Here is a 25538-nt window from a genome sequence, read left to right as displayed (position 1 = left end):
GCGGGTCGGAACCCCTCGCCCGCGGTCACGTTCCTCCGACCGACAAGCGTGGCTTCGCCGCCCCGCGTCCTAGGAGGAAAGCAGATGGCAGATCCCAACGAACCGTATGTCGAGAAGACCGTGACCGAAGGACCGGCGACGGTCCGACGCGAGGAAGTTCGCACCGTTGGTGAAACCAGTAAGGGCAATAACGCCGGCTGGTGGATCGCCGCCCTGGTGGCCATCGTCGCGGTGATAGGCCTGTTCTTCGTCTTCAACACCTCGACCACCGACGAAGGTGACCTGATGGCCGCCCGCGAGAGCGGACGCGCCGAAGCCACGCTCGACAGCGCCACCGCGACCGCCCAAGGCGCCGCGGCCGACGCGGCCGCGGCCTCGCGCGACGCCGCCGCCGACGTGGCCACCGCGGCCCGCTCGGCGGCTGAAAACGCCAGCGCCGCGGCCGAACGCTCGGCCCAGTCTGCCGAGAACGCCGCTGTCAGCGCCGGCGACGCCGCCGCCGACGCCGCGGCCACGACCGAACCGCCCCGCTAACTAGGCGGGTTCAACGCGGCGGGCCGCCCACTCCTGCGCCAGCACGGCGTAGAGGTGGGTGTCCCGCCAGCGGCCCTTGACCTGAACGTCCTGCAGGAACGTCCCCTCGCGCCGCATGCCGATCTTCTCCATCACGCCGTACGAGCCGGCGTTGGCCACATCGCAGGTCGCCCAGATCCGATGCAGGCCGAACCGCTCGAAGCCCAGTTCCAGCATCGCCCCGGCGGCCTCCGCGCCGTAGCCCTGCCGCCAGTAGGCGCTGTGCAGGCTGTAGCCGATATCGGCGTTCTGCTGACCTTGGTAGGCCATTCGAATCGAACCGATCAACCGATCCTCATCGGCCACCACGACCGCGAAGTTCAGGACCAGGCGCACGGCCTCGGCCTGCGCGACCAGCCAGCGGTCCAGGGCCTCGCGAGTCTGGTCGATGGTGTTCGGACCCCAGTCCATGAACCGCGCCACCGCCTCGTCGGTGGCGTAGTCATGGATGGCGTCGAAATCGTCCGCGCGAACGTCGCGCAGCAGCAGCCGTTTGGTTCGTATGGGGAAGTCGGTGGTCATCTGAGCTCTCCGTGGGTCACGCCAGCGGACGGGCTCGTCTCCTAGACCCCGGCCGGATTGGCAGGGGTCGTGGGTCTTTTCAAAGCAGGCGGTCAGCCCACGCGAAGACGCACGGCCCCGTAGGGACCGCAGGAATTCGAGAGGATGGCGGCGCTGCGCATGCGGTCTCCATAGCCCAGCTCGGGCCTCGACGCCAGATCAGGCGATGGCCGGCTTGGCCTGAAGGATCTGCATCCAGTGGCGCAGGCGCTCCTTCAGCCAGGTCTCGCGGCCGATGCCGGTCATCTCCTCGTCGTCCAGGGCCTCGACGATGGCGTAGACCACCCCGGCCTCGCCATGGGTGGTCCAGGCGTGCTGCAGGGCGCGGTTGCGATGCGAGCCGTGGCGCAGGGAGAACATGATGTTGTTCACCTGGGTGCCGATGGCGCGCGAGCTCCCGACCCAGGTCTCCCCGGTCGCCTCGCAGGTGAGGCTATAGACGCCTGGGCGGCTCCTGATTTCCTTGTAGTCGCGGACGAGGTCGCGGCGGCGGGTCTTTTCCATGCGCCGAGGATGACGCTTTTCGCGCCGCCCGTCAATTATACCCGGACAAAATACACGCGGACACTTTGGTCCGTGAGCGGATCGAGGCATGGTCAGGCCTCGCGGATTCGGGGGCTTCGGACGACATGGCGGCGCAGAGCATCAGCCCCCGCCGCGCCGTCCTGACCCTCGGGGCGACCCAGACCATCGGCTATGCCTGTTCCAGCTACCTGCCCGCCTCCCTGGCCGGCTCCATGTCCCAGGCGGTGGGGACCTCCACCGCTTTCGTGTTCGGCGCCTTTTCCGGCGCCCTGCTGATCCATGCCTTCGTGGGCCCCGCCGCCGGACGTTCCGTCGACCGCAGCGGCGCGCGTCTGCCGCTGTCGGCCGCCAGCATCATCCTGGCCCTGGGCCTGGCCGGCATGGCGGTCTCGCAGGAACCGTGGCACCTGGCTCTCTCCTGGCTGGTGCTGGGCCTGGGCATGGCGCTCGGCCTCTACGACATCGCCTTCGCGGGCCTAGTCGGGTGGTTCGGCCTGGACGCGCGGCGCTCGATCACCGGGGTCACCCTGATCGCCGGCTTTGCCTCGACCATCGCCTGGCCGCTCACCGCCTGGATGGACCATGAGATCGGCTGGCGCGGCGCCTGCCTGGTCTGGGCCGCGGCCAACCTGCTGATCTGCCTGCCGCTCCACCTGACCCTGCCGCGGGACGCTCCGGCGGTCGTAGCGCCGACCGAGGACGCCGCAACCGACGCGCCGGCCAGCCCGGCTCCGGTCGCCTTCCAGATGGTGCTGCTGGCCACGGCGCTGGCGGTGATGTCTGGGATCGGCTCGATCATGGGCGCCCACCTGCCGCCCATGTTGACGGCCATGGGCGCCAGCGCCGCGGCGGCGGTGGCGGCGGGCATGCTGGTGGGGCCGGCCCAGGTGGCCGCCCGCTTCGCAGAGTTCGTGCTGGTGCGCCGGATCCACCCGCTGAACTCGGGCCGCGTCACCGTCGTCGCCTTCCCGATCGGCGCCGGCCTGCTGCTGGCGCTCGGCCCGATAGCCGCCGCGCCCTTCGCCATCCTCTACGGCGCAGGCAATGGGCTCTTCACCATCGTTCGAGGGACCCTGCCCTTGGCCCTGTTCGGGGCGCTGAACTATGGCGGCCGGCTGGGCTCGTTGAACGTCCCGGCGCGACTGGTCGGAGCGATCGCCCCGCTGCTCTTCGCCCTGGCCCTGGCGCGTTCGGTGGAGTTGGCGCTCGGCGTGCTGATCGCCGCCAGCGTGCTGGCCTTCGCCTGCCTGCTGCTGCTGCGCCGGCCTGACTGAGGCCCCCGACTGAGGCCAAGGTGGCGAAGTCGGGCGACCTTCCCTAAGTTCGCCCCATGCGCCAGACCTTCGACGAAAGCACCGACCCGTCCTTCGGCCCCAAGCACGTTCCCCTGATCCGTCAGGCGATGAGCGCCCAGGGCCTGGACGGCTTCCTGGTTCCCCACGAGGACGAACACCAGAACGAGTACCTGCCGCAGGCCAATGACCGGCTCGGCTGGGCCACCGGCTTCACCGGCTCGGCCGGGGCCGCGGTGATCCTCAAGGACAAGGCCGCCATCTTCGTGGACGGCCGCTACACCCTGCAGGTCCGCGACCAGGTCGATCAGGGCGTGTTCGAGATCCGCGACCTCGTGGAGGGCGGCGTGCCCGCCTATCTGGAGACCGCCACCGGCCGGGGCCAGACCATCGGCTACGATCCGCGCCTGCACTCCCCCGACGCCCTGGAGCGGCTCAAGGCCGCCGCCGCCAAGGCCGGGGCCGTGTTGAAACCCGTCGCCCCGAACCCGCTGGACACCGCCTGGGGCGCCGCGCGCCCGGCTCAGCCGACGGCCCCGGTGGTTCCCCATCCGCTGGCCTATGCCGGCGAGGAGTCGGCCGCCAAGCGCGCCCGGGTCGGCGAGGCGATCACCGGCAAGAACGCCGAGGCGACGGTCCTGACCGCGCCGTCGTCCATCGCCTGGCTGTTCAACATCCGCGGCGGCGACGTGATCCGCTCCCCCCTGCCGCTGGGCCAGGCGATCCTCAACCGGGACGGCTCGGCCCGCCTGTTTCTCGATCCGGTGAAGGTCAGCCCCGAGCTGCGGGCCTGGCTGGGCAACGAGGTGCGGCTGGAGACCGCCGACGACCTCCCCGCCGCCCTGGCCGAGCTGAAGGGCAAGCGGGTCCTGGTCGATCCCGGCCAGTCCTCGGCCTGGTATTTCGACGCCCTGGCCAAGGCCGGCGCCGAGGTGGTGCGCGGCGATGACCCTTGCGCCCTGCCCCGCGCCTGCAAGAACGACATCGAGATCGAGGGAACCCGCGAGGCCCACCGCCGCGACGGCGCCGCGGTCACCCAGTTCCTGCACTGGCTGGCCACCGAGGCCCAGACCCGCACGGTCGATGAGATCGAGGTGGTGACCAAACTGGAAGGCTTCCGCCAGGCCACCGGCGCGCTCAAGGACCTCTCCTTCGACACCATCGCCGGCGCGGCTTCCAACGGCGCTGTCGTCCACTACCGCCCGACCAATCGCCTCAACAAGCTGACCGAGGTCGGTTCATTGCTGCTGGTCGACTCCGGCGCCCAGTACCTGGACGGCACCACCGACATCACCCGCACGGTGGCCATCGGCGAACCCAGCCAGGAAATGCGCGAGCGCTTCACCCTGGTGCTGAAGGGTCACCTGGCGCTCGCCGCCATTCGCTTCCCGGCCGGCACCACCGGTTCGGCCCTGGACGCGCTCGCCCGGGCCCCGCTCTGGATGATGGGCCTCGACTACGACCACGGCACCGGCCATGGCGTCGGCTCCTATCTCGGCGTCCACGAGGGGCCACAGCGGATATCCAAGCTGCCCAACTTCGTGGCGCTCAAGCCGGGGATGATCGTCTCCAACGAGCCGGGCTACTACAAGGAAGGCGCCTACGGCATCCGCATCGAGAACCTGCAATACGTGACCGAGGCCGAAGCCATCCCCGGCGGCGAGCGGCCGATGCACGGCTTCGCGACCCTCACCCTGGCCCCCATGGATCGCCGCCTGGTGGTGGTCGAGATGCTCAGCCCTGCCGAGCGCGACCAGCTCAACGCCTACCACGCCCGGGTCTGGGCGGAGATCGGACCGCGGGTCGAGGGCGAAGTGCGCACCTGGCTCGAGGCCGCCTGCCAACCGATCTAGCCGACCGCTCCGGGAGGGGCCGCCCAATGACCACGACGGACGAAACGACCGCCAACGCCGCCCAGATCGAATTCTGGAACGCCGGGGCGGGCGACACCTGGGCGAGCCTCCAGGACCGCATGGACGCCCAGCTCGAGCCCCTGGGCCAGAAAGCGACGGCCGCCCTGGCGCCCAGGCCCGGCGAGCGGATTCTGGATATCGGCTGCGGTTCCGGCCAGACCAGCCTGGCGCTGGCGCAGGCCGTTGCGTCGGGCGGGTCGGTGCTCGGCGTCGACATCTCGCGGCCCATGCTGGAGGTCGCCCGCCGCCGCGGCGGCCCGAACGGACCGGACTTCCTGGAGGCCGACGCCCAGACCTATGCGTTCGAGCCAGCGTCGTTCGACGGCGCCTTCTCGCGCTTCGGCGTGATGTTCTTCGCCGATCCCGTCGCGGCCTTCAGCAATATCCGCCGCGCCCTGAAGCCGGGCGGGCGCCTGGCCTTCGTCTGCTGGCGCAGGCCCGACGAGAACCCGTTCATGACGCTGCCGATGGCCGCGGCCTTGTCCTTGCTGCCGCCCCCGCCGCCCAACGATCCGCTCGCCCCGGGCCCCTTCGCCTTCGCCGATCCGGCGCGGGTGCGGGACATTCTCTCCCAGGCGGGCTTCGGCGCCATCGAGACCGCCCCGCACGACCGCAAGATCGGCAGCGGCGACCTGGAACAGACGCTCGGCGTGGCGCTGAGGGTGGGCCCGCTGGGCGCCATGCTGCGCGAGCATCCCGAGCGGCGGGACAGGGTGATCGACACCGTGCGCGAGGCCTTGCGCCCGCACGAGGGCGAGGACGGCGTCAAGCTGCCGTCCGCCAGCTGGATCGTGACGGCCCGTTCGGCGTGAGACGCCGGCGGTCGCACCTGTCGCCAGGGTTCAGTTCTCACAGACCCCCGGCAGGCTCATGATGTTCGCGCCGGCGGCCAGGACAAACGGCGCCTTGTCGATCACCTGAGCGGCGCGCGCGCTTCGTCCGCGCTGGGCCTTCAGGTAGCCGGCCAGCGCCTTGCCGGCCTCATAGGTGGACACCAGGCGTAGCTGTCCCGAGGGTTGGCGAAGCGCCGCCATCAAACCGTAGGCGGCCGAGCCGTCGGGCTGCAGGATTCGCGGCGGCCGGATGGCGCCAACCACCGGCTGACCGTTGTAGACAAAGCCTTGAGCGTCGAGCCAGGCCTTGTCCGCCTGCGCCTTGGCGATGACCGCCTCCTGCGCTGCGGCGCTCGCGAAGGGATAGGAGTAGGAGTTGAGGATCAGCATGTTCCGCCACGCCTCCGCCGGGCGGATGTAGGTGGCGCTCCAGGTCAGGCCCGAGCCGTCTCCCGCCGCCGGCCGTGGGGCGACATCGCGGAAGGCCACATAATCGAGCCGCGCGACGCGCGTGGGCCCCTTGCGGCCGTCTTCCAGCAGCGGGGTGAGGCTGACCTCGATGTCCTCGCACCCCCGCCGGGCGCCGTCGAAGTTGAGGGTCTGCAGCGCGAAGCTGTAGCTCAACGGTCCGCCGGGCTCGACCTTGACGGGCCTCAGCTCCGGCGGGACGCCATCCTCGTTGACGGCCACGCCGTTGACCTTCAGGCCGACCACCACCGAGGTGACCTGCGGCATGTCGCGGAACGTCTGGTCCTCCAGCGTGAAGATGCTGTAGCCCGTGTGGCTCGCGCCCCGGCCGGAGAGGGTCTCGATCGATGGAACGTTCCAGCTGACGGCCGCCTGCGACGCGCCCTCGCGCTGATAGCTGGCGCGCCAGACCTTCGGGGCCGCCGAGGCGGAGGGCGGCGGGTTCGGGCAGGCGCGCAGGAGACGGGTCGTCAGCGGCGACGGCCGGCAGACGCCGCCTTCCGGGCAGGTGAAATAGTCGTGGCTGACGCCCGCCGGAACGGTCCCCGGCGCCTTCTGGAAGCAGAAGTTGGTCAGGATCGGTGGGGTGCTGGTGAGTTGGGACGAAGCCGCCTCGGCCGCGATGACCCCGGAAACCGCCGCGCCACTCTGGGGTAGTGAGAAATACTGCACGAAATAGGGGATGCCCGTCGGGTCCTGCAGCGAAATCCGCTGGTTGACGGTCTGCCCCGGCGCCTGGGCGTGGACGACCAATTGGTCGGTGAACCGCTTCCGGTCGGCCGTGCGGACCCGTTGGAAATCGAACCGGAAACCGATAAGGGCCGGCAAGTTGCCGGCGGCGATCCGCTCGAGGACCCGGCCATAGGCCAGGAACGTCGGCTGCACCTGCGCCTGGATACAGGTTCGGATCTTGTCGTCCTGCACCGACCAGAGCGCCTTCGGAAGGTCGCGGGCCGCGCCCCGGACCCGCCGCTCTCGCTGCTCCACCCCGCCTGACATGCCAAGGCGAACGAACTCGCCCCAGTCCTGTGAGATCCCGGAGAAGAAGCCCCTCCGCTTGGTCGTCTCGACGCTGGAGAGGCAACTCCGCTCAGCGCTGACGACCACGCTGTTCAGCTGGGCGGCCACGGCCTCGAGGGTGCGGAGATCCTCCGGCGCGACCTGCGCCCGCACCGACGGTCCGCCGCTGGCCGCGAGGGCCGCCAGGGCCGCCAGGGCCAAGCCGCCGAGCGTTCTCCATCGACGATCCCTGCGCATGGACGTCTCCTCTTCCTGGACGTCAGCCCGGTTTCTGCATCGCCACTTCGGCGAGCCGGCGCATCTGTTCGGCCCAAGGTTCCAGACAGGCGCGCGCGGCGGCCATTTCGGGAGCCTTCAGCTTTTCCGGAAAGTCGATGGCGCCCCTCAGCGCCTGTTCGCGGCGCTCGACATTGGCGCTCGCGCGGACGCCCTTGATCAGCTCGATCTGAGAGCTGACCGCCGCGCTCGTGCGCGTGTCGGCGCCCACCAGGCAGGTGCGCTCGGCATTCTCCGCCAGCAACGCCAGTTGCTGGGCGAGCGGGTCGCCGGGCGTGACCGGCGGGGGCGTCGGATCAGGTTTCGGCGGCAGGTAGAACACCACGAGGGCGATGGCGATCAAGCCAACAGCTCCAAGGATCAAATACTTCCGCATGACCGACCCCCGTTTGCCGGCGACGACCTATGCGGAAGGAGCCCCCCTTCCAACCGTCATCCGGTCGCACAACAATAGTATGCAATCATAGGGTGCCGCAATGAACTCCTTGGTCACGAAGATCAGCCATTTCGCCAAACCGAGCGACGCCCGGTCCGCGGGCATCGGCGGCCGGACGGTGCGGTAGCCGAGCAGGGTCAGGAGTAGCCAGCAGCGTGGCTGGTGGTAGGGACTGGTGCAGACATAGACCGCCGCCACATCGTCGCGCGCCTTCAGGATCGCGTCGCAGCGGCGCACGGACTCCAGGGTGTCGACGGACATGTCCTCGATCAGGATGCGGTTCTCAGGCACGCCTGCGGCGCGCAGCACCCGCGCCATCACTTCGGCCTCCACGAAGCCTGTCTCACCGAGTCCGCCGGTCGGAACGAAATAGGGCGCGTCCAACAGCCTGGCGGCGGCCAGCGCCCCCTCCAGCCTGCGCATCAGGCTGCCACTGGGCTGGCCATCCGCACGGACGGCCGCCCCGAACACGATCAGATAGGCGCTCATCCCGATCGGACCATGGTGCGCCGGCCTAGCCGCCTCCCACCAGGGCCAACCACTCGTCCTCGGACATCACCTGGATGCCGAGGTCCGTGGCGGTCTTCAATTTCGAACCCGCGCCGGGGCCCGCCACCACCAGGTCGGTCTTCTTCGACACCGAGCCGGAGACCTTGGCGCCCAGGGCCTCGGCCTGGGCCTTGGCTTCGTCGCGGGTCATCTTCTCCAGGGCGCCGGTGAAGACGATGGTCTTTCCGGCCACGGCGGTGTCGGTCTTGGGCCGTTCGGCGGGGATGACCTCGAGCTCGTCCCAGAGGCTCTGGACCAGACCGCGATTGTGTTCCTCGGCGAAGAAGTCGGCGATCATCCGGGCGGCCACCGGGCCCACGGCGTCCACGGAGGCGATCTCGCGGAAGTCCTCGCCCGGAGCTTCGAGGGCGGCGAGATGCGCGATCTTGGTAATTGCCGCCCAGTCACCGAAGCGCCCCACCAAGGCGGCTCGAGCCCTTGAGTTTAGCTTCGGGACTGCGAGTTGAAGTCGCTTGTCTAGCGAAACATCGTCCGGGACCAAGGGCTGACTCGAGCCCCCGAACTCCAGCACGGCATTGACCGCTGTCGGCCCAAGTCCATCCAATTCCGCCAGCGCGACGTAGTTCGGACCCGCCTTCTGTTGGGATGCCGCCTCTGCAGCCTCGATGAACCGCTCCACGGTCTCGAAGTGGCGCGCAAGCGCGATGGACGTGCTCTCGCCGATATGGCGGATTCCCAGGCCGAAGATGAACCGGTCCAACGGGATGGCCCGCTTGGCCTCGATCCCCGCAACGAGGTTGCGCACCGAGGTCTCGCCGTAGCCATCGGTGGCGCGCAGCTCCTCCAGCTTGGCCTCGTCACGGGCCAGCTTGAAGATGTCGGCCGGCGAACGGATCCAACCGCGCTCGTAGAAGGCGGTGAGCTGCTTCTCCCCCAGACCCTCGATGTCGAAGGCCCGGCGGGACACGAAATGGCGCAGGTGCTCGATCCGCTGGAACGGACAGGCGAACTCGCCAGTGCAACGGCGCACGACGGTCTCGGCCCCCAAGGCCGTGGTTTCCCGCGCCAGCGGCGTGTGTAGCGGGCACGGGCAGTGGGTCGGGAATTCGTAGGGCTCGGGTCCGCGCGGCTCGTCCAGCACGACGCTGACGATCTGCGGGATCACGTCGCCGGCCCGCTGCAGGATCACGGTGTCGCCGACCCGCAGGTCCTTGCGCGCGATCTCGTCGGCGTTGTGCAGGGTGGCGTTGACCACCACCACCCCGCCCACCGTCACCGGATGCAGCCGCGCGACGGGCGTGATCGCTCCCGTGCGCCCCACCTGGATGTCGATGGCCTCCAGGATGGTGCGGGCCTGCTCGGCCGGGAACTTGCGCGCGATGGCCCAGCGGGGAGTGCGGGTGATGAAGCCCAGCCGCTGCTGCCAGTCCAGGCGATCGACCTTGTAGACCACCCCGTCGATGTCGTAGCCGAGCTTGGGCCGGGCGGCCTCCATGTCGGCATAGGCGGCCAGCAGGCCCTTGGCGTCGGTGACGCACTGGCTCTCGGGCGTGGTCTGGAAGCCCCAGGCCTTCAGCAGGGCGAGCGCCTCCCACTGGCTCTTGGCGAAGGGGCCGCTGTGAAAGCCCCAGGCATAGGCGAAGAACCGCAGCGGGCGAGTGGCGGTGATCTTCGGGTCGATCTGGCGCAGCGATCCCGCCGCGGCGTTGCGGGGATTGGCGTAGGTCTTCTGGCCGGCCGCCTCGTTGGCGGCGTTGAGCCGGGCGAACTCCTCGTGGCCCAGATAGACCTCGCCGCGGACCTCAATGACGTCGGGCCAGCCGGAGCCTGACAGGCGCTTGGGGATTTCCGACAGGGTGCGAAGGTTCTCGGTGACGTCCTCGCCCACCCGACCGTCGCCGCGCGTGGCGCCCTGGACCAGCACGCCCTTCTCGTAGCGCATAGAGGCCGACAGCCCGTCGATCTTCGGCTCGGCGGTATAGGCCACCGGCTCGCCCGCCGAGAGCCGCAGGAACCGCCGGATCCGGGCGTCGAACTCGACGGCATCCTCGTTGGAGAAGGCGTTCTCGAGGCTGAGCATCGGCACGCCGTGCTCGACCGGGGAGAACTGCTCGTTGCGCGCCGCCCCCACGCGCAGCGAGGGCGAGTTCTCGCGGACCAGCTGCGGAAAGGCCGCCTCGAGCTCGAGATTGCGGCGCTTCATCGCATCATAGTCGGCGTCGCTGATCGTCGGCGCGTCGTCGCGGTGGTAGCGCAGGTCGTGCTCGGCCAGTTCGTCGGCGAGCCGGGTCATCTCCTCGGCCGCCTCGGCCTCGGAGAGTTCAACCGCAAGCCTGTCCGCCATCAGATCCTCCCCCAGCGCGCAGCGCGATTTGGGGGAGGTGGCTCGGAGCGAAGCGGAGCGCCGGAGGGGGTTGAAGCGCGCGAAAGCGAGTCAAAGTCCCCCTCAGTCAGCTTCGCTGACAGCTCCCCCAGAGGGGGAGCATCTTGAAACCAGTCGATCTCAGGCATGCATCAAGGCCCTGGCGGCGGCTCTGGCCGCGTCGGTGATCTGGGCGCCCGCCAGCATGCGGGCGATCTCTTCCTCGCGCTCGGCGGCCGACAGGGTCTCCACCGCCGTGCGCAGTCGCTCGCCGTCGCCGGCCTTGGAGATCCGCCAATGGGCCTCGGCCCGGGCGGCGACCTGCGGCGAATGGGTGACCACCAGCACCTGGGCGGCGGTGGCCAGGCGCTTCAGGCGCAGGCCCACGGCGTCGGCCACGGCCCCGCCCACGCCCTGGTCCACCTCGTCGAAGATCATTAGCGGCTGGGGACCTTCGGCCCGGCCGGCCAGGGAGGCCTTCAGCGCCAGGGCGAAACGGGCCAGTTCCCCGCCCGAGGCGATGGCGCCCAGGTCGCCGAACGGCGCGCCGGGATTGGTGGCGATCTCGAAGGCGACGCGGTCCTGGCCGCCCGGACCCGCGCGGTCTTCCGCCAGGGGCTCGACAGCGACCCGGAAGCGGGCCTTGTCCAGCTTCAACGGCGCCAGTTCGCCCATGACCGCGGCGGCCAGGCGCTCGCCGGCCGCGCGGCGGGCCTCGGTGAGTTTCCCCGCGGCGTCCAGATAGCTGGCGCGGGCGGCAGCCACCGCGGCCTCGGCGGCCTTGAGGTCGTCCTCGGAGGATTCCATGGCCCGCAGTCGCTCGGCGAACCGCACCCGCAGGATGGGCAGTTCCTCGACGCTGACACTGAGCTTGCGGGCCATGCCGCGCAGCTCGAACAGCCGCTCCTCGGTCTTCTCCAGCTGGTCGGGACGGAAGTCGAAGGCGCCGGCCGCGGCGTCGACCGCGGCCTCGGCCTCCTGGGCCTCGCCGAACACCCGGTCGATGGCGGCGCTGGCGGCGGCCAGGCGGGTGACGGCCGCCCCCTCCTCCGCGGCCCCCGCGGCGATGGCGCGGGTGCGGGCGTGCTCGACGGCTCGGACGGCCTGGGCGAGCTTGCTTGAGAGGCCGTTGAAGGCTTCGCGAGCATCGGAAATGTCGGATAGCGCCTTTTCGGAAGCGCCCAGTATGGCCCGCTCCTCGGCCAACACCGTCTCTTCGCCGGGTTGGGGATCGAGGCGGTCCAGTTCGGAGAGCCTAAGGGTTAGTTCCTCGCTCTCGGCGGCGGCTCGCCCGACGATCTCGCGCAACTCGTCGGCGCGGGCTCGAGCGGCGCGCCAGTCGCTCCATCGCACCGAAACCGTTCCGCCCAGCCCAGCCAGGGCGCCATAGGCGTCCAGCAGCGGGCGGTGGGTGCGCGCGTCCAGCAGGCCCACGGTCTCGTGCTGGCCGTGGACCTCCAGCAGTAGATCGCCCAGCTCGCGCAGCACGGTGGCGCTGGTGGCCTGGTCGTTGACGAAGGCGCGGCTGCGGCCGTCGACCGAGAGGGTGCGTCGCAGGATCAGGTCCTCGTCGCGGGCGTAGGAGAGCCCCTTCTCCTCAAGTACGTCCCAGATGGGATGGTCGGGCGAGGGCGCGAACACGGCCGAGACCGCCGCCTGGGCCGCGCCCTGGCGCACCAGCCCCGCCTCGGCCCGGACGCCCACGGCCAGGCCCAGGGCGTCGAGGATGATCGACTTCCCCGCCCCGGTCTCGCCGGTGAGCGCCGTGAGGCCCGGGCCGATGGACAGGTCCAAGGCCTCGATCAGCACCACGTCGCGGATCCACAGTCCGATCAGCATGTTCGCAAGATCGCCTGGAATCGCACGGGCCGGAAGCCCGCGCGTTCGCTTTAGGTTCTATTTGTCCCGGTCGCCCAGGAACGGGATGCGCGAAAGCAGGCCCTTGCGCTTGGGCGGGGCGGCCTTCGGCGCCTCGGCGGGGGCCGCTTCGGGCGCGGCCTCGGCGGCGGGCGCCATGGCCGCCGCCGCGGTCGGCATCGCAGGTCCCTCGGCGGCCGGCGGCTTCACCGTGGCCTTCTTGTCCTTGACGAACGGCAGGCGCGACATGATCCCCCGGCGATCGCCGGTGGGCTCCGTCGCCGGGCGCAGGCCCTTGTCGGTGAGCAGCTTGTAGGCGTCGCGGTACCAGGGATCGCCGGGATAGTTGTGGCCCAGCACGGCGCCGTTGCGTTTGGCCTCCTCGGCCAGGCCCAGGGTCAGATAGGCCTCCACCAGACGGTACAGCGCCTCGGGCGCGTGACTGGTGGTCTGGTAGCGGTCGATGACGGTCTTGAAGCGGCCGATGGCGGCCAGGGTGTCGCCCTGGCGCAGATAGTAGCGGCCGACGGTCATTTCCTTGCCGGCCAGCTGGTCGTTGACCATGTCGATCTTCAGGCGGGCGTCGGCGGCGTATTCGGTGCGCGGGAACCGCTGGACGATTTCCTGCAGGTTGTTCAGCGCCTGACCGGTGGCGGCCTGGTCGCGACCCACATCGACGATCTGCTCGAAATAGCAGATGGCCTTCAGATAGTGCGCATAGGCGGCGGCCGGGTTGCCCGGATAGAGCGAGATGAACCGATCGGCGTCGCCGATCGCCTCGGCGTAGTTGTTGCCCTGGTAGTGGGCGTAGGCGGTCATCAGGATCGCCCGCCGCGACCATTCCGAATAGGGGTGCTGGCGCTCCACCTCGCCGAAATACTGCACCGCCTGGTTCCACAGGCCCCGGTCCAGCCGGTCGGCGCCGGTGGCGTAGAGCAGTTCGACGGGCCGCTCCTCATAGGCGAGGCGGGGCTTCTTTTCCTTGCCGGCGCATCCGGCCAGGGCGAGGACGGCGAAACCGGCGACGAACGCCATGCGAGCCCGGGAATGTCGAAGCAAGGACACCTGCACCTCAAAGAGACCAACGCGCGCCCCCGCGCCGCGAGTCCCCGCTTCTACAGCATGCAATGCGGGGCGCAAATGCGGCGGAGAGCGGCTCGTCCTACCGCCTCGCCTCCAACGCCCAGCCCATCGCGTAGGGCGTCGAGTAGACTGCGGCGACCGAGAGCCCAATCCAGCCGACGATAACCATGGCGGAGAGCACGGCCGACACCCGGTGCGGCAATAGACGAACGGCGAGGCCCACGAGGCAAAGGTCTTACGCCAGCAGCACGATGAAGGCGACCAGAGGGCTTTCAGTCAACATCAGGATCGGAAACGATGCCGTATGCGGAAAGCCCGCGCCGCCCCAGTCCAGCAGGTCTATCCGCGATCTACAGGCTTCGGTGGCCTGATCGCCACACCATCCCCACGCCCAGAGCAATCGCTGATGGATCAGGAAACTAAGGGCAAGCGGCGAGAGCAGCATCCACCTTGGAATCGCCGCCCCGCCTTCACCGGACACGAATCTTGCCCGGCCGAACGGCTTTGCACCTGCATCGCCCGGCGCGCCATCCATCCAGCCGGTCCCGCCACATCGAACGAACCATCGGCGGGCTGACGTCGCGCCCAAGCTGACCTGCCGCCGCCTGGATTCTGATCCGAGGTCTCAAAAGTGTGTCGCGTCATGCGTCCTCGCATAGAACATTACGAGAACATCGTGACCGCGAACTCCACGATTGGCAAACTAAAGCTTGAAGAAATCGCTCAGACCGCTTCGGCCAGGTCCTGCACCAGCGTGCGGTGGCGCCAGGCCTGGGGATTGGCCATCAGGGCGCGGACCAGCATGTTGTTGACGCCGTGGCCGGCCAGGACGCCCTCGAAGCGGCCCAGGATCGGGGCGCCCAGGACATAGAGGTCGCCGATGGCGTCCAGCGCCTTGTGGCGCACGAATTCGTCCGGGCGACGCAGGCCTTCCGGATTGAGGATGCGGTCGCCGTCGATGACGACGGCGTTCTCCATGGATCCGCCGCGCGCCAGGCCGATGCTGCGCAGGTACTCGACCTCGTGCAGGAAGCCGAAGGTGCGGCAGTCGGCCAGTTCGCGGCGGAAGGCCTGCTCGTCCATCGCCAGGTCGACGCGCTGGCGGCCGATGGCGGCCGAGGAAAAGGCGATCTCGAAAGCAACCTCGAACCGGTCGGATGGGCTGAGCGTCGCGCGCTTGTCGCCGTCCACATATTCGATGACGTCGAGGATCTCGATATAGCGGCGCGGGGCGTCCTGGCCCCGGCGGCCGGCGCGATCGAGGACCTGCACGAACGGCAGGGACGAGCCGTCCATGATCGGCATCTCGGGGCCGTCGAGCTCGACGGTGGCGTTATCGATGTTCAGCATGACCAGGGCGGCCATCAGGTGCTCGATCGTGGCGACGCTCACCCCGGCGGCGTTCTCGATCACGGTGCCCAGCTGGGTCTTGGTCACGGCCTCGCCCGACACCGGCACGCGGTTGTCGCGGTCCAGCACGTCGGTGCGCACGAAGACGATCCCCGAATTGACCGGCGCCGGCCGAACCGAGACACGGGTGTAGGCGCCGGTGTGGACACCGACTCCGGCGAAGATCGCGGGGCCTTGCAGGGTCTGCTGGAACACCGATGCGGGCAAGCTCTTCGCCTTCTCAACGGACGCGCGACCCCGGGGGTGGCCGCATAACGCCCCAGCAGCGGAATAGGCCGGATGCTGCAGCGCGGCAAAACACTTCCTGTTTCGCTATGTTTCGATTTGGGACGGTTAAGAATCCCTTAGGATTCAAGGCGAAAGCGCCGCTCGCCCCGGAGCGCGAGCACCCCTCCAAAACGCGACATAGCCGGGACAAGCCCGGCCATGCGCAGGTTCGAATTGTCGTCCTAGGTCAGTTGGCCAGGCGGCGCAGGAAGGACGGGATCTCCAAATCTTCCTGGCTCTCGGTCTGGGCTTCCTGGACCGGCTGCTCGGCTGGCAGGGCGCCGCCGCGGCTGGCCGCCGGGCGGGCGGCCTGCGGTGCGGGCGCAGGGGCGTCGTAGCGGGGGCGGCTGCCGAACAGGCTGAGGAATCCCGAACGTTGCGGCCGGCGATCCTCGAAGGCGGCTTCGCCGAACAGCGGTTCTTCTTCCATCTCCTCGACCGCCGGGTCGACGATCCTGGTCATGGGACGCACGATCTGCGGCTCGGGAGCGGCGGGAGCCGGGGCCGGGGCGGCGGCGTAGAGGTCGCCCTGCTCCTCCTCGTCCTCGAAGGCGGCCTTGACGGGCTCGGGGGTCGGAGCCGGTGTCGGGGCGTAGGCGGTGATCACCTCCGGCCGCGAAACCGGCGCCGGCGGGACATAGGCCGCATAGCTGGGCGTGGGCGTCGGCGCGCGCATCACCGGCTCGGGCGTCGGAGCCGGCGCGCGCTGGGTTTCGGCGCGCAGCGGCGGGGCGGTCAGCGGCCGGCGCTCAACCTTGGGCTCGATGGCGGCGATCGAGGCGCCGTCCATGCCGGTGGCGACCACCGAGACGCGGATCATGCCGTCCAGCGACGGATCGAAGGCCGCGCCGAAGATGATGTTGGCTTCCGGGTCGACCTGCTCAGAGATGGCGTTGGCCGCCTCGTCGACTTCCAGCAGGGTCATGTCCAGCCCGCCGGTCACATTGACCAGCACGGCCTTGGCGCCCTTCAAGGAGACCTCGTCCAGCAGCGGGTTGGCGATGGCGTTCTGGGCGGCCATCAGGGCGCGATCGTCGCCGGTCGCCTCCCCGGTGCCCATCATCGCCTTGCCCATCTCGGTCATGACCGTGCGGACGTCGGCGAAGTCGAGATTGATCAGGCCGGGCAGCACCATCAGGTCGGTGATGGAGCGCACGCCCGAGTGCAGGACCTGGTCGGCCATGCCGAAGGCCTCAGCGAAGGTGGTCCGCTCGTTGGCGACCCGGAACAGGTTCTGGTTCGGAATGACGATCAGGGTGTCGACATAGCGCTGCAGCTCGCCGATGCCGGCGTCGGCCAGGCGCATGCGGTGGCGGCCTTCGAAGTGGAAGGGCTTGGTGACCACGCCCACCGTCAGGATGCCGCGCTCACGGGCGCACTTGGCGATGATAGGAGCAGCCCCGGTGCCGGTGCCGCCGCCCATGCCCGCGGTGATGAAGATCATGTGGGCGCCGTCGAGGTGCTCGCCGATCTCCGGGATCGACTCCTCGGCCGCGCTCATGCCGACCTCGGGGTGGGCCCCGGCGCCGAGGCCCTGGGTCACCTGCACGCCGAGTTGGATGCGCCGGTCGGTCTTGGAGAAGGAAAGCTGCTGGGCGTCAGTATTGGCGACGACGAATTCGACGCCCTCCAGTCCCGCCTCGATCATGTTGTTGACGGCGTTGCCACCGGCGCCGCCGACGCCGAACACGACGATACGCGGCTTCAACTCGGTCGCGCGCGGCGCAGAAAGTGCAATAGCCATTGGGACCCTGTGTCTCCGTACCGTGGTCTAGGGAACGCCTGGCGACCCGCCCGCCTGGTTCCCGCGACGGATGGCGTTAAGGAAACGCCCACCATCGTTAATTGGCGGTTAACTGCATAAGGCGAGTCGGACGCGCGTCGACCCGTGTGGATAACAAATTTCTTGCTGCATAAGGCTTACGCGTTAACCACGTCGCCGAAACTGCGACCCGATGACTCAGGCGCTCAGGTCTTGAGCTAACACGCTCAACGAACAGGATTTTAAAGCCAACGGCCAAGCTTTGGGTTGCGGCGCGCCACCTTGCACTCCGGCGCGGTCGACTTGCGACTCGCCGCCCGTTCACCTCAAGTCCCCAAGATTATCCCCAGGAACGCACAGCGGCGCCCACAGCACATACAGCCGGGCCTAGGCGGCCTCGCGCACCGGAACGGAGGTCGGCCTGGCGAACTCCATGACCCCGTCGGCCACGGTGGCGTACTTCAGGTTCATCAGGTCCAGCGCGTAGTTCTGGTGCAGCTTCCATGGCGCCTTGGAGCCCTGCTTGGGGAACTTCTCCATGGCCCGCTGAACGTAGCCCGACGAGAAGTCCAGCCACGGGACCTCGCCGACCGTCGGGTCGGTGTTGCGCGGCGTGCACTGCGACGTGCCGGTCTTTGTCATGTGGTTGAGCAGCCGGCAGACATACTCGCAGGTCAGGTCGCACTTCAGGGTCCAGGAGGCGTTGGTGTAGCCGAAGGACGAGGCCAGGTTCGGCACGTCGCGGTACATCATTCCCTTGTAGCTCATGGCCTTGGCCGGATCGACGCGATGGCCGTCGACGCTGAGCTCCAGGCCGTTCAGCGCCTTCAGCTCCAGGCCGGTGGCGGTGACGATCACGTCCGCCGCCAGTTCTTCTCCCGACTTCAGCTTGATGCCAGTCTCGGTGAAGGTTTCGATATGGTCGGTGACGACCGACGCCGATCCGGCCTTGATCGCCTCGAACAGGTCGGCGTCGGGCACCAGGCACAGGCGCTGGTCCCAGGGATTGTAGCTGGGCGTGAAGTGTTTATCGACGTCGTAGTCGGGGCCGAGCTGCTGGCGCACCATGTCGATGATGCCAGCCTTCACCTGGGCCGGCTTCTTGCGAGCCATCTGGTAGAAGTACATGCCGAACAGCACGTTGCGCCAACGGACCAGGGCGTAGGCCAACTTGGCGGGCAGCCACTTGCGCAGGTCGTTGGCCAGTTTGTCCTCGGCCGGCCGCGAGACGACATAGGTGGGCGAGCGCTGCAGCATGACCACATGGGCCGCGGTCCTGGACAATTCGGGCACCAGGGTCACAGCCGTGGCGCCCGAGCCGATCACCACCACGCGCTTGCCGGCATAGTCGAGATCCTCCGGCCACTTCTGCGGATGGACGACAGCGCCCTTGAAGCTCTCAGCCCCCGGGAAGTCCGGCGTGTAGCCGTGCTCGTAATTGTAATAGCCGCCGCAGAGGAACAGGAAGTTGCAGGTGTAGCTGACCGGCTCTCCGCCCCGCACGGCCTCGACCGTCCAGGTCGATGTCTCGCTGGACCAGGACGCCCGCTTCACGTGATGGCCGAAGCGGATGTGCCGGTCGATGCCGTTGTCCCGGGCCGTGTCGCGCACGTAGCGCAGGATCGACGGGCCGTCGGCGATGGCCTTGGCCTCCGTCCACGGCTTGAAGGCGTAGCCCAGGGTGTACATGTCGCTGTCCGACCGGATGCCCGGATAGCGGAACAGGTCCCAGGTGCCGCCGATGGCCTCGCGGCCTTCCAGGATGGCGTAGGTGCGCCCGGGACAATTGGCCTGCAGGTGGTAGCCCGCGCCGATGCCCGAGAGCCCGGCGCCCACGATCACCACCTCGAAATGCTGGTCCGCCATGAGTTCCTCGCGTCCTGAACGTCGATCACTTACCCAAGCGCGGCGCCAAGACAAGCGTTTTAGCGCCGAGGTCGGACCGCGGCTCGGGTCGATGGGCGCGGTCAGGCTAGCGGGCCAGGCGCGCCATTTCGGCGGGCCGGGACGCCAATCCGGTCCGCAAATCGAGACGCGCCAGCAGAGCCGGATCGCGGCGATACGGATCGGGGCGCGGCGCCAGGCGGCCACGCTCGAGGCCAAGGGTGAAATAGGTGATGTAGACCGGGACCGGCCGGGGCAGGTCGACGCGCTGCTCTGGCGCATCGGACCGCGGGCGTTCGGCCCCGTCCAGGAGCCGCGCGACGAGACGCGGCGCGTCCTCCAGGCGCACGCAGCCGGCGCTGACCGCGCGGCGCGCTGCGGCGAAGACCCCGCGATACGGCGTGTCGTGCAGATAGATGCCGAGCTGGTTGGGCAGCATCAGCTTGACGCTGCCCATCATGTTCGCCGGACCGGGTCGCTGGCGCACGCGCAGCGGCTGTCGGCCGGCGGCGACGGCGGCCCAATCCACCTCGAGCGGATCGAGGCGGCGCGCGGCGGGCGACCAGTCGTTTAACAGTTCGAGGTCGGAGGCGGCCAGGTGGCCGGGTCCCTCGCTCAGGACGCGGTTGGCGACGTTTTCCCGCACCAGGTCCTGGGGCATGTTCCAGTAGGGATTGAAGACGGCGTAGCGAATCCGTCCGGCCATGACCGGCGTCGGCTGGCTGGCCTTGCCCACCGCCACGGGCATCGAATCCGCCACCTGTCCGTCTTCGTAGAGCCAGAGGCGGGCGGCGGCGGCGTCCACCAGGACAAAGCGCTCGCCCAGGTCGGGCGGCAGGGCGCGCGCCCGTTCGAGGTTGGCGCGGATCAGGCGCTCGTCGGCCTGCGAAGCATCTCCCCTGCCCGCCCGATGCTCGGCGAGCGCCGTGCGATAGGCTTGGTAGATCGGGTTCATCCGGGTCGCGGCGGCCAGATGCGCCTCGGGCGAGCGGGCGAGCGACAGCTCGGTCAGCGCGCTCGATATCGTCGGAAGCCGCGGCGCGAGGCCGGGATCGGTAAAGATCATCTCCGTCCCGGGCATCGGGCGTTTGAGGTCCACGAGGTAGCGCGCATAGGCCCGCGAAAGCGCGAGCTCGGCCTGGGCGAGGCTGGACCGATCGGCCGACCGCGCGGCGGAGATGACCTCCGCCAGGGCGGTCGCGCCATAATCTTCGGGTCTGAGATTGTCGCCGTCCGCCGATGCGACGAGACGAAGGACTTCGCGCGCCTGCGGCCGCAGGGCGTAGCCGTCGATCCACAGGGGGCGTCCGCCGCGCTTCTCATAGAAGGCGGCCAGTTCGGCCTCGGCCGGGGGCAGGCGTTCGGCCGCGGCGCGGACGCTCGCGACGACAGGCCCCGCGGCCGGAGCCGCGAGGCCTGCAGCATCACGCGGGATCGGCGCCGCCCCGATCGTCAGGGTGAGCGCCAGGACCAGGCCGAAGGCGAGGCTGCGAAGCGCCTCGCCCCGTCCCGAATCCGGTTTCGTCAGCCCCGTTCCCCGGCCATGGAGGTATCGCCGGCCTGGGCGGCGGTGTCGGAGCTGTACTGGTCAGCGCTGGCGGCCGACTGACCCGTCGCCGCGTTGGTCGAGTCCGGCTGCGTGGTGGCGGCCGGAGCGGTCTGGTCACTCGGCGCGGTGGTCTGGGCGACTGCGAAGGAACCCAGAAGCAGGGCCGAGGCGGCGCCCGCAAGGACGATCTTGATGTTCATCTGACGGTCTCCATCGACCCCGCTCAGTCGGAGTCGACTGCCAACCATCACGCCCCCGTGACCGTTCCATCGATCCGCAAAGTTCGGTGATGGGCGCCTACAGGTTCTCGCGCAGCCAGGCGGCGGCCTTGGCCACCGGGTTGGCGCCCGGCTCCAGCGGCTCGCGGCGCAGCTTGGCCGAGGCCAGAGCCTTGGCCGAGACCGCCTCGCGGGGCCCGAAGGCGGCGCGCTGCAGGACGCCGGCGGCGGCGCAGAAGGCCGGGCCCGAGGCGGCGTCGGCCAGGTGCGGCACCCGGCGCGGCCGGCCCAGTCGCACTGGACGGTCGAACACCCGGACGGCCACTTCGCGCACCCCGGCCAGCTGGCTGGCGCCGCCGGTCAGGACCAGGCCCGCGCCGGCCTCGACCGGGGCGCCGGACGCCTTCAGCCGGTCGCGCAGCAGTTCCAGGGTTTCTTCGACTCGCGGGGCGATGATGCCTTTCAGCAGCGAGCGGGGTGCGATCACCGGACCGGCGCCCGGATCGTCGCCGCGCGGCGGCGCCTCGATCATCTCGCGGTCCTCGTTGGCCGAGGCGATGGCCGAGCCGTGCAGGGTCTTGATCCGCTCGGCGCCGGCCATGGAGGTGGAAAGGCCGCGGGCGATGTCGGCGGTGACGTGGCTGCCGCCCACCGGCAGGGTCTCGACGTGGATCAGGCTGCCGCCGGCGAACACCGCCGCGGAGGTCGAGCCGCCGCCCATGTCGATGCACACCGCGCCCAGGTCCATCTCGTCTTCTTCCAAGGCGGCCAGCGCCGAGGCGAAGGGGGCGGCGACCACGCCCTCGAACTGCAGGTGGGCCCGCTCGACGCAGGCGCCCAGGGTCTGGAAAACAGCCTCGCTGACCGAGACGACCAACAGTTCGACGCCCAGCGCGCGGCCAAACATGGCGCGGGGATCGCGGATCGCGGCCTGGCCGTCCACCGACCAGGCGACCGGCAGGATGTGGGCCGCGCGGCGGCCGGGAATCTTGATCTGCGACAGAGCCTGCTGGATGGCGCGCACCAGGTCGGCGTCGGAGATCGGGCGGGCGCCGATGGAGACACGGCCGGCGATGCGGTGGCTGGTGAGCTGGCCGCCGGCGGTGGCGACGGTGACGCCCTGCACCTGCACGCCCGCGACGTTCTCGGCCCGCTCGACGGCCTGGGCGATGGCGTCGGAGGCCTCGTCCAGATTGACGATCGCCCCGCCGCGCACGCCGCGCGACTGCACATAGCCGACCCCGGCAGCGGTCAGGGTGCGGTCGCCCCGGCGCACGCCCTCGGGCTTCATGATGAAACAGGTGACCTTCGAGGCGCCCAGGTCCACGGCCGCCACCACGGGCTGGCGGCTCAGCGCGGCCTTTAGGCCTTCGCGGCTGTCCTTGCGGTCCTCGAGACGGGTCGCCAAGCTCGTAATCCCTCTATCCGATCAAGCGCCGTTCGCGACGAGCTGCCCGGGAAGGGCGCCATCGCGCGGCCGCACCGCCACAGTCGTCGGATCGCGCAGGTCGATCCGTTCGAAACCCAGTTCCAGGATTCGCGAGCGCTGATCGAGCTGCTCCAGCTGGATCAGGGCCGCACCCTCGTCGACCGCCGGCAGTTGCACCAGCGACCCGTCCTTCAGCCTCAGGTCCCAGCGGCGGCCGTCGACCCGCACCAGGGCCTCCAGCCGCTCGGCCAGCCGGGGCCGGGCGGCGACCTCCGGCAGGATCTGGGCGGCGAATTCATTGGCGCCGGCGCCGACGATCAGCGGCAGGTTCGGGAACTCCCGCGGATCGGCCTCGGGGATCACCCGGCCGGTCTCGTCGATCACCCGGCTCTTGCCGCCGCTCTGCCAGACGGCGAGCTGGCGGCGTTCGACCACCGCCAGGACCAGGGTGTCAGGCAGCAGTCGCACCACCCGCGCCTCCTTCACCCAGCCCACGGTCTCGACCCGCTTGCGGACCTCTTCCAGGTTGAGGCCCAGGACCGGCTGGTCCTTGTAGACCCCCGCCGCCTTCAGGATGTCAGCCGTCGCCATCGGCGAGGCGCCCTGGACGTGGACCGCCTTCAGTTTGAAACCCAGGCTGGCGAACTCGCTGCCCACCGCCTCGTTCATCGCCATGTGCAGGGCCAGGCCACGGCCGCCCGTGGCCAGGGTCACACCCATGGTCAGCGCCAGCACGGCCGCCGCCGCGGCGAGCGCATAGGCGGGCGACAGCCCGACGCCGCGAGCGGCCTTAAGTTTGCCAGGGGCGTACGCCCCCTGCTTCTTGGGCTGGGGTCGAGCCTTGGTGCTAGCGGGCGCTTTGGCCCGGGGTTTCGCTTGAACTCGCGATCCCCCCCGCATCGCCGCGGGCATAAGCATCCTCCGTGATCCAAAGCACTAGACGGTCAAAGTCCACGCCCTTCGACGCCGCCTGCTCAGGGACGAGCGAAGTGGGCGTCATGCCGGGCTGTGTGTTGACCTCCAGAAGGACCAGAATGTCGTTAATGTCGTCATAACGAAGGTCGGATCGGGTAACCCCTCGGCAACCAAGCGCTGCATGGGCCCGCTCCGACAGCTCCAGCGCCTTTTCGAAGGCGTGCAAGGGAATTTTCGCCGGAACGACGTGCTCCGACCCCCCCTCCCCGTACTTGGCTTCATAGTCATAAAAGCCTGACCGCGGCACTATGTCCGTCACCGTGATCGCCTTGCCGTCCATGACGGCCACCGCCAGCTCCTTGCCGCGGACATAGGGCTCGATCATCACCTCCTCGCCGAAGGTCCAGCCCGGAGCGACGATCTCCTGCGGCGGGCGATTGGCGCCCTCGGGGACAATAAACACACCGACGGAGGAGCCCTCGGCATTAGGCTTGATCACATAGGGCGGGGCCATGACGTGGTCGGCGGCGGCTTCGAAGCGGTTGAACAGCCCGCCCCCCGGCACGGTCACGCCGGCGGCGGCCAGCACCGCCTTCGATTTGGCCTTGTCCATGGCCAGGGCCGAGGCCAGCACCCCGGAGTGGGTGTAGCGCAGGCCGAGCGTCTCCAGCACACCCTGGACGCAACCGTCCTCGCCCCACTCCCCATGCAGGGCGTTGAAACAGACATCTGGCTTCAGCTTGGCCAGCACCTGGGCCAAGTCGCGGCCGGCGTCGACCCGGGTGACCTTGGCGCCCAGGCGCTCCAGGGCGTCGCCGCACTCGCGGCCGGAGACCAGGCTGACCTCCCGCTCGGAAGACAGCCCGCCCATCAGCAGGGCCACATGTCGGCCAGAAAGGGGGCGTCCGGAAAGCGGCAGGGTCATTTGGCCTCGGCTGCGGTCTTGCGGAAATCGATGTCGCTGTCGGCGACGGTGTAGATGAACGCGGCCCAGACGGCGACGTTCTGGGCCAGTTCCTTGGGATCGATCTTGTCCAGGGTGTCGTCGGCGGAATGGTGCAGGTCGAAATAGCGGCCGGCGTCCTGATTGAACTCGGTCACCGGCACGCCCAGGTCGCGCAGGCCCCCAGTGTCGGCCCCGCCCTCTCGCGCCGGGGCGCTGGAGACGATGGCCTTCAGCGGCGTCACGGCCGCGGCGAAGGCCTTCATGGCCGGATGGTCGAGACTGCCCTTCGGCAGCTTGGCGTTGAAGATTTCGCCGGCCCCCAGGTCGCTCTCGCCAACCACCACGATCTTGCCGGCCTCGTCCCTGTGGGCCGCGGCGTAGGCGGCGCCGGAACCGCCCTGCTCCTCGGCGCCCCACATCACCACGCGGATCGTGCGGCGCGGGCGCTCGGCTCCGGCCAGCTTCGCCGCGGCGGTGGTGATGGCGATGCCTGCGGCGTCGTCGACCGCCCCGGTGCCGGGATCCCAAGCGTCCAGGTGGCCGCCGACGATCACCACTTCCTCCGGCGCCTCGCGGCCCATGATCTCACCGACCACGTTGTAGGCCGGCGCCTTGGCGCGAAAGGTGGAGTCCATGGCCAGCTTGATGCGCACAGGCTTGCCGCGCGCGACCATGTGCTCAAGCAGCTCGGCGTCGGGTGTGGAGAGCGCGGCCATGGGGATGCCCGAGTGCGCCGCGCCGCCGGTGTGCGGCAGGCGGGTGTCGTCGGTGGAGACCGACCGGACCAGATAGGCGACGGCCCCACGTTTGGCGGCCTCGACGCCGCCGATGGCCCGCGGCCCGACTCCCGAGGCGTAGCCCTCGATCCCCTGTGTGCGCCGCATGACCTGGGTGACCACGGCGATCTTGCCCTTCAGCGAACCGGGCGGCTGGGCCATCAGCTCGGCCAGGCCCTTGAACAGCACCACCTCGGCCTCGATCCCGCCGGGAGGCGTCGGCGTCGATCGGCCCAGGCCCAGGACCTGCAGCTTCTGTGGATAGGGCGCGACGATCTCGGCGGACTCCGCGCCGCGCAGCCAGGAGCTGGTCTCGAAGGTCTCCACATGGACATTGGTGAAGCCGAGGCTCTTCAGCTTCTCCACGCCCCAGTCGCGGGCGCGGTCCATGGCGGGCGAGCCCTGCGGCCGGGCGCCGATCTCGGTGGTCAGCGACTCCGTCACCTCCCAGGCCGTGGGGTCGGAGAGCGCTTTTTCGCGCAGGGTGGCGGCGGTGGCGGCGAGGTCGGCGGCCTGGGCCGGGAGCGTCGCAACGAGGGTGGCGGCGGCGGCCGCGAGGAGAGCAATACGCATGCTCCGGCGGGTGCGCCACGCGCAGAGTCCTGTCAAGACATCGCCGATCGCGGGATCAATGTTGCTGACACCACGCTGGCGGGAGGCGGGGCGCAGAGTC

Annotated in this window: 22 protein-coding genes; 4 read left to right on the top strand and 18 right to left on the bottom strand. The window is 69.6% G+C overall.

Features of this window, described 5'->3' with window-relative positions; genetic code table 11:
* The first annotated feature begins 84 nt into the window (after nt 1-84).
* Entirely contained in the window at nt 85-534 is a 450-nt protein-coding gene (locus Q8Q88_RS07900; RefSeq protein WP_305674649.1) for a hypothetical protein, read from the top strand.
* On the opposite strand, the gene Q8Q88_RS07895 is transcribed toward Q8Q88_RS07900, so the two are convergent.
* Entirely contained in the window at nt 535-1095 is a 561-nt protein-coding gene (locus Q8Q88_RS07895) for a GNAT family N-acetyltransferase (protein WP_305674648.1), read from the bottom strand.
* A 198-nt stretch (nt 1096-1293) separates the two neighbouring features.
* Nucleotides 1294-1638, bottom strand: coding sequence for a GIY-YIG nuclease family protein (locus Q8Q88_RS07890; RefSeq protein ID WP_305674647.1), 345 nt, complete (start codon nt 1636-1638; stop codon nt 1294-1296).
* Between the two features lie 125 nt (nt 1639-1763).
* On the opposite strand from Q8Q88_RS07890, the gene Q8Q88_RS07885 reads away from it, so the two are divergent.
* The 3 genes from Q8Q88_RS07885 to Q8Q88_RS07875 are packed head-to-tail and all read left to right on the top strand — an operon-like array spanning nt 1764 to nt 5676.
* Entirely contained in the window at nt 1764-2933 is a 1170-nt protein-coding gene (locus tag Q8Q88_RS07885; RefSeq protein ID WP_305674646.1) for an MFS transporter, read from the top strand.
* A gap of 56 nt (nt 2934-2989) precedes the next feature.
* Nucleotides 2990-4804: an aminopeptidase P family protein gene (locus Q8Q88_RS07880; protein WP_305674645.1), complete on the top strand. Its 1815-nt coding sequence runs from the start codon at nt 2990-2992 to the stop codon at nt 4802-4804.
* Nucleotides 4805-4830: 26 nt separating this feature from the next.
* On the top strand, nt 4831-5676 hold the full coding sequence (locus Q8Q88_RS07875; protein ID WP_305674644.1) for a class I SAM-dependent methyltransferase: 846 nt from the start codon (nt 4831-4833) through the stop codon (nt 5674-5676).
* Nucleotides 5677-5706: 30 nt separating this feature from the next.
* On the opposite strand, the gene Q8Q88_RS07870 is transcribed toward Q8Q88_RS07875, so the two are convergent.
* The 16 genes from Q8Q88_RS07870 to Q8Q88_RS07795 all read right to left on the bottom strand — a co-directional run bounded on the left by Q8Q88_RS07870 (nt 5707) and on the right by Q8Q88_RS07795 (nt 25438).
* Nucleotides 5707-7422, bottom strand: a complete 1716-nt coding sequence (locus Q8Q88_RS07870; RefSeq protein WP_305674643.1) for a hypothetical protein — start codon at nt 7420-7422, stop codon at nt 5707-5709.
* Nucleotides 7423-7444: 22 nt separating this feature from the next.
* Nucleotides 7445-7804, bottom strand: a complete 360-nt coding sequence (locus Q8Q88_RS07865; protein ID WP_305674642.1) for a hypothetical protein — start codon at nt 7802-7804, stop codon at nt 7445-7447.
* Nucleotides 7805-7864: 60 nt separating this feature from the next.
* Entirely contained in the window at nt 7865-8386 is a 522-nt protein-coding gene (locus Q8Q88_RS07860; protein WP_305674641.1) for a YdcF family protein, read from the bottom strand.
* Between the two features lie 25 nt (nt 8387-8411).
* Nucleotides 8412-10751 carry an NAD-dependent DNA ligase LigA gene (gene ligA / locus Q8Q88_RS07855; protein ID WP_305674640.1) on the bottom strand — a complete coding sequence of 780 codons (2340 nt, stop codon included), beginning with the start codon at nt 10749-10751 and terminating at the stop codon, nt 8412-8414.
* Between the two features lie 159 nt (nt 10752-10910).
* A complete protein-coding gene (gene recN, locus Q8Q88_RS07850; RefSeq protein WP_305674639.1) occupies nt 10911-12608 on the bottom strand; it encodes a DNA repair protein RecN in 1698 nt (565 codons plus the stop codon).
* A gap of 57 nt (nt 12609-12665) precedes the next feature.
* Nucleotides 12666-13661, bottom strand: a complete 996-nt coding sequence (locus Q8Q88_RS07845; protein ID WP_371129829.1) for an outer membrane protein assembly factor BamD — start codon at nt 13659-13661, stop codon at nt 12666-12668.
* Between the two features lie 283 nt (nt 13662-13944).
* Nucleotides 13945-14244 (bottom strand): hypothetical protein, encoded by a 300-nt coding sequence (locus tag Q8Q88_RS07840; protein WP_305674638.1) that lies wholly within the window; start codon nt 14242-14244, stop codon nt 13945-13947.
* Between the two features lie 188 nt (nt 14245-14432).
* Nucleotides 14433-15326, bottom strand: coding sequence for a UDP-3-O-acyl-N-acetylglucosamine deacetylase (gene lpxC / locus Q8Q88_RS07835; protein ID WP_305674637.1), 894 nt, complete (start codon nt 15324-15326; stop codon nt 14433-14435).
* Nucleotides 15327-15573: 247 nt separating this feature from the next.
* Nucleotides 15574-17130, bottom strand: coding sequence for a cell division protein FtsZ (gene ftsZ / locus Q8Q88_RS07830; protein WP_305674636.1), 1557 nt, complete (start codon nt 17128-17130; stop codon nt 15574-15576).
* 405 nt (nt 17131-17535) lie between these two features.
* Nucleotides 17536-19014: an NAD(P)/FAD-dependent oxidoreductase gene (locus Q8Q88_RS07825; protein WP_305674635.1), complete on the bottom strand. Its 1479-nt coding sequence runs from the start codon at nt 19012-19014 to the stop codon at nt 17536-17538.
* Between the two features lie 106 nt (nt 19015-19120).
* The gene (locus Q8Q88_RS07820; RefSeq protein WP_305674675.1) at nt 19121-20368 is read right to left on the bottom strand and encodes a L,D-transpeptidase family protein; all 1248 of its coding nucleotides are present in this window, start codon (nt 20366-20368) and stop codon (nt 19121-19123) included.
* Between the two features lie 188 nt (nt 20369-20556).
* Complete coding sequence (locus Q8Q88_RS07815; RefSeq protein ID WP_305674634.1) at nt 20557-20781, bottom strand: hypothetical protein; 225 nt, start codon at nt 20779-20781, stop codon at nt 20557-20559.
* 97 nt (nt 20782-20878) lie between these two features.
* Nucleotides 20879-22090, bottom strand: coding sequence for a cell division protein FtsA (ftsA, locus tag Q8Q88_RS07810; RefSeq protein ID WP_371129830.1), 1212 nt, complete (start codon nt 22088-22090; stop codon nt 20879-20881).
* 138 nt (nt 22091-22228) lie between these two features.
* Nucleotides 22229-23140: a cell division protein FtsQ/DivIB gene (locus Q8Q88_RS07805; protein WP_305674632.1), complete on the bottom strand. Its 912-nt coding sequence runs from the start codon at nt 23138-23140 to the stop codon at nt 22229-22231.
* Nucleotides 23076-24068, bottom strand: coding sequence for a D-alanine--D-alanine ligase (locus tag Q8Q88_RS07800; RefSeq protein WP_305674631.1), 993 nt, complete (start codon nt 24066-24068; stop codon nt 23076-23078). Before Q8Q88_RS07800 ends, Q8Q88_RS07805 begins: the two co-directional genes overlap by 65 nt.
* Nucleotides 24065-25438: a M20/M25/M40 family metallo-hydrolase gene (locus tag Q8Q88_RS07795; RefSeq protein WP_305674630.1), complete on the bottom strand. Its 1374-nt coding sequence runs from the start codon at nt 25436-25438 to the stop codon at nt 24065-24067. Before Q8Q88_RS07795 ends, Q8Q88_RS07800 begins: the two co-directional genes overlap by 4 nt.
* Between the last annotated feature and the right edge of the window lie 100 nt (nt 25439-25538).

It is taken from the genome of Phenylobacterium sp. (assembly GCF_030697925.1).
GTDB lineage: Bacteria > Pseudomonadota > Alphaproteobacteria > Caulobacterales > Caulobacteraceae > Phenylobacterium.
Note: the sequence above shows the minus strand (reverse complement) of the source record. Positions and strands in the feature narration are given on the sequence as shown.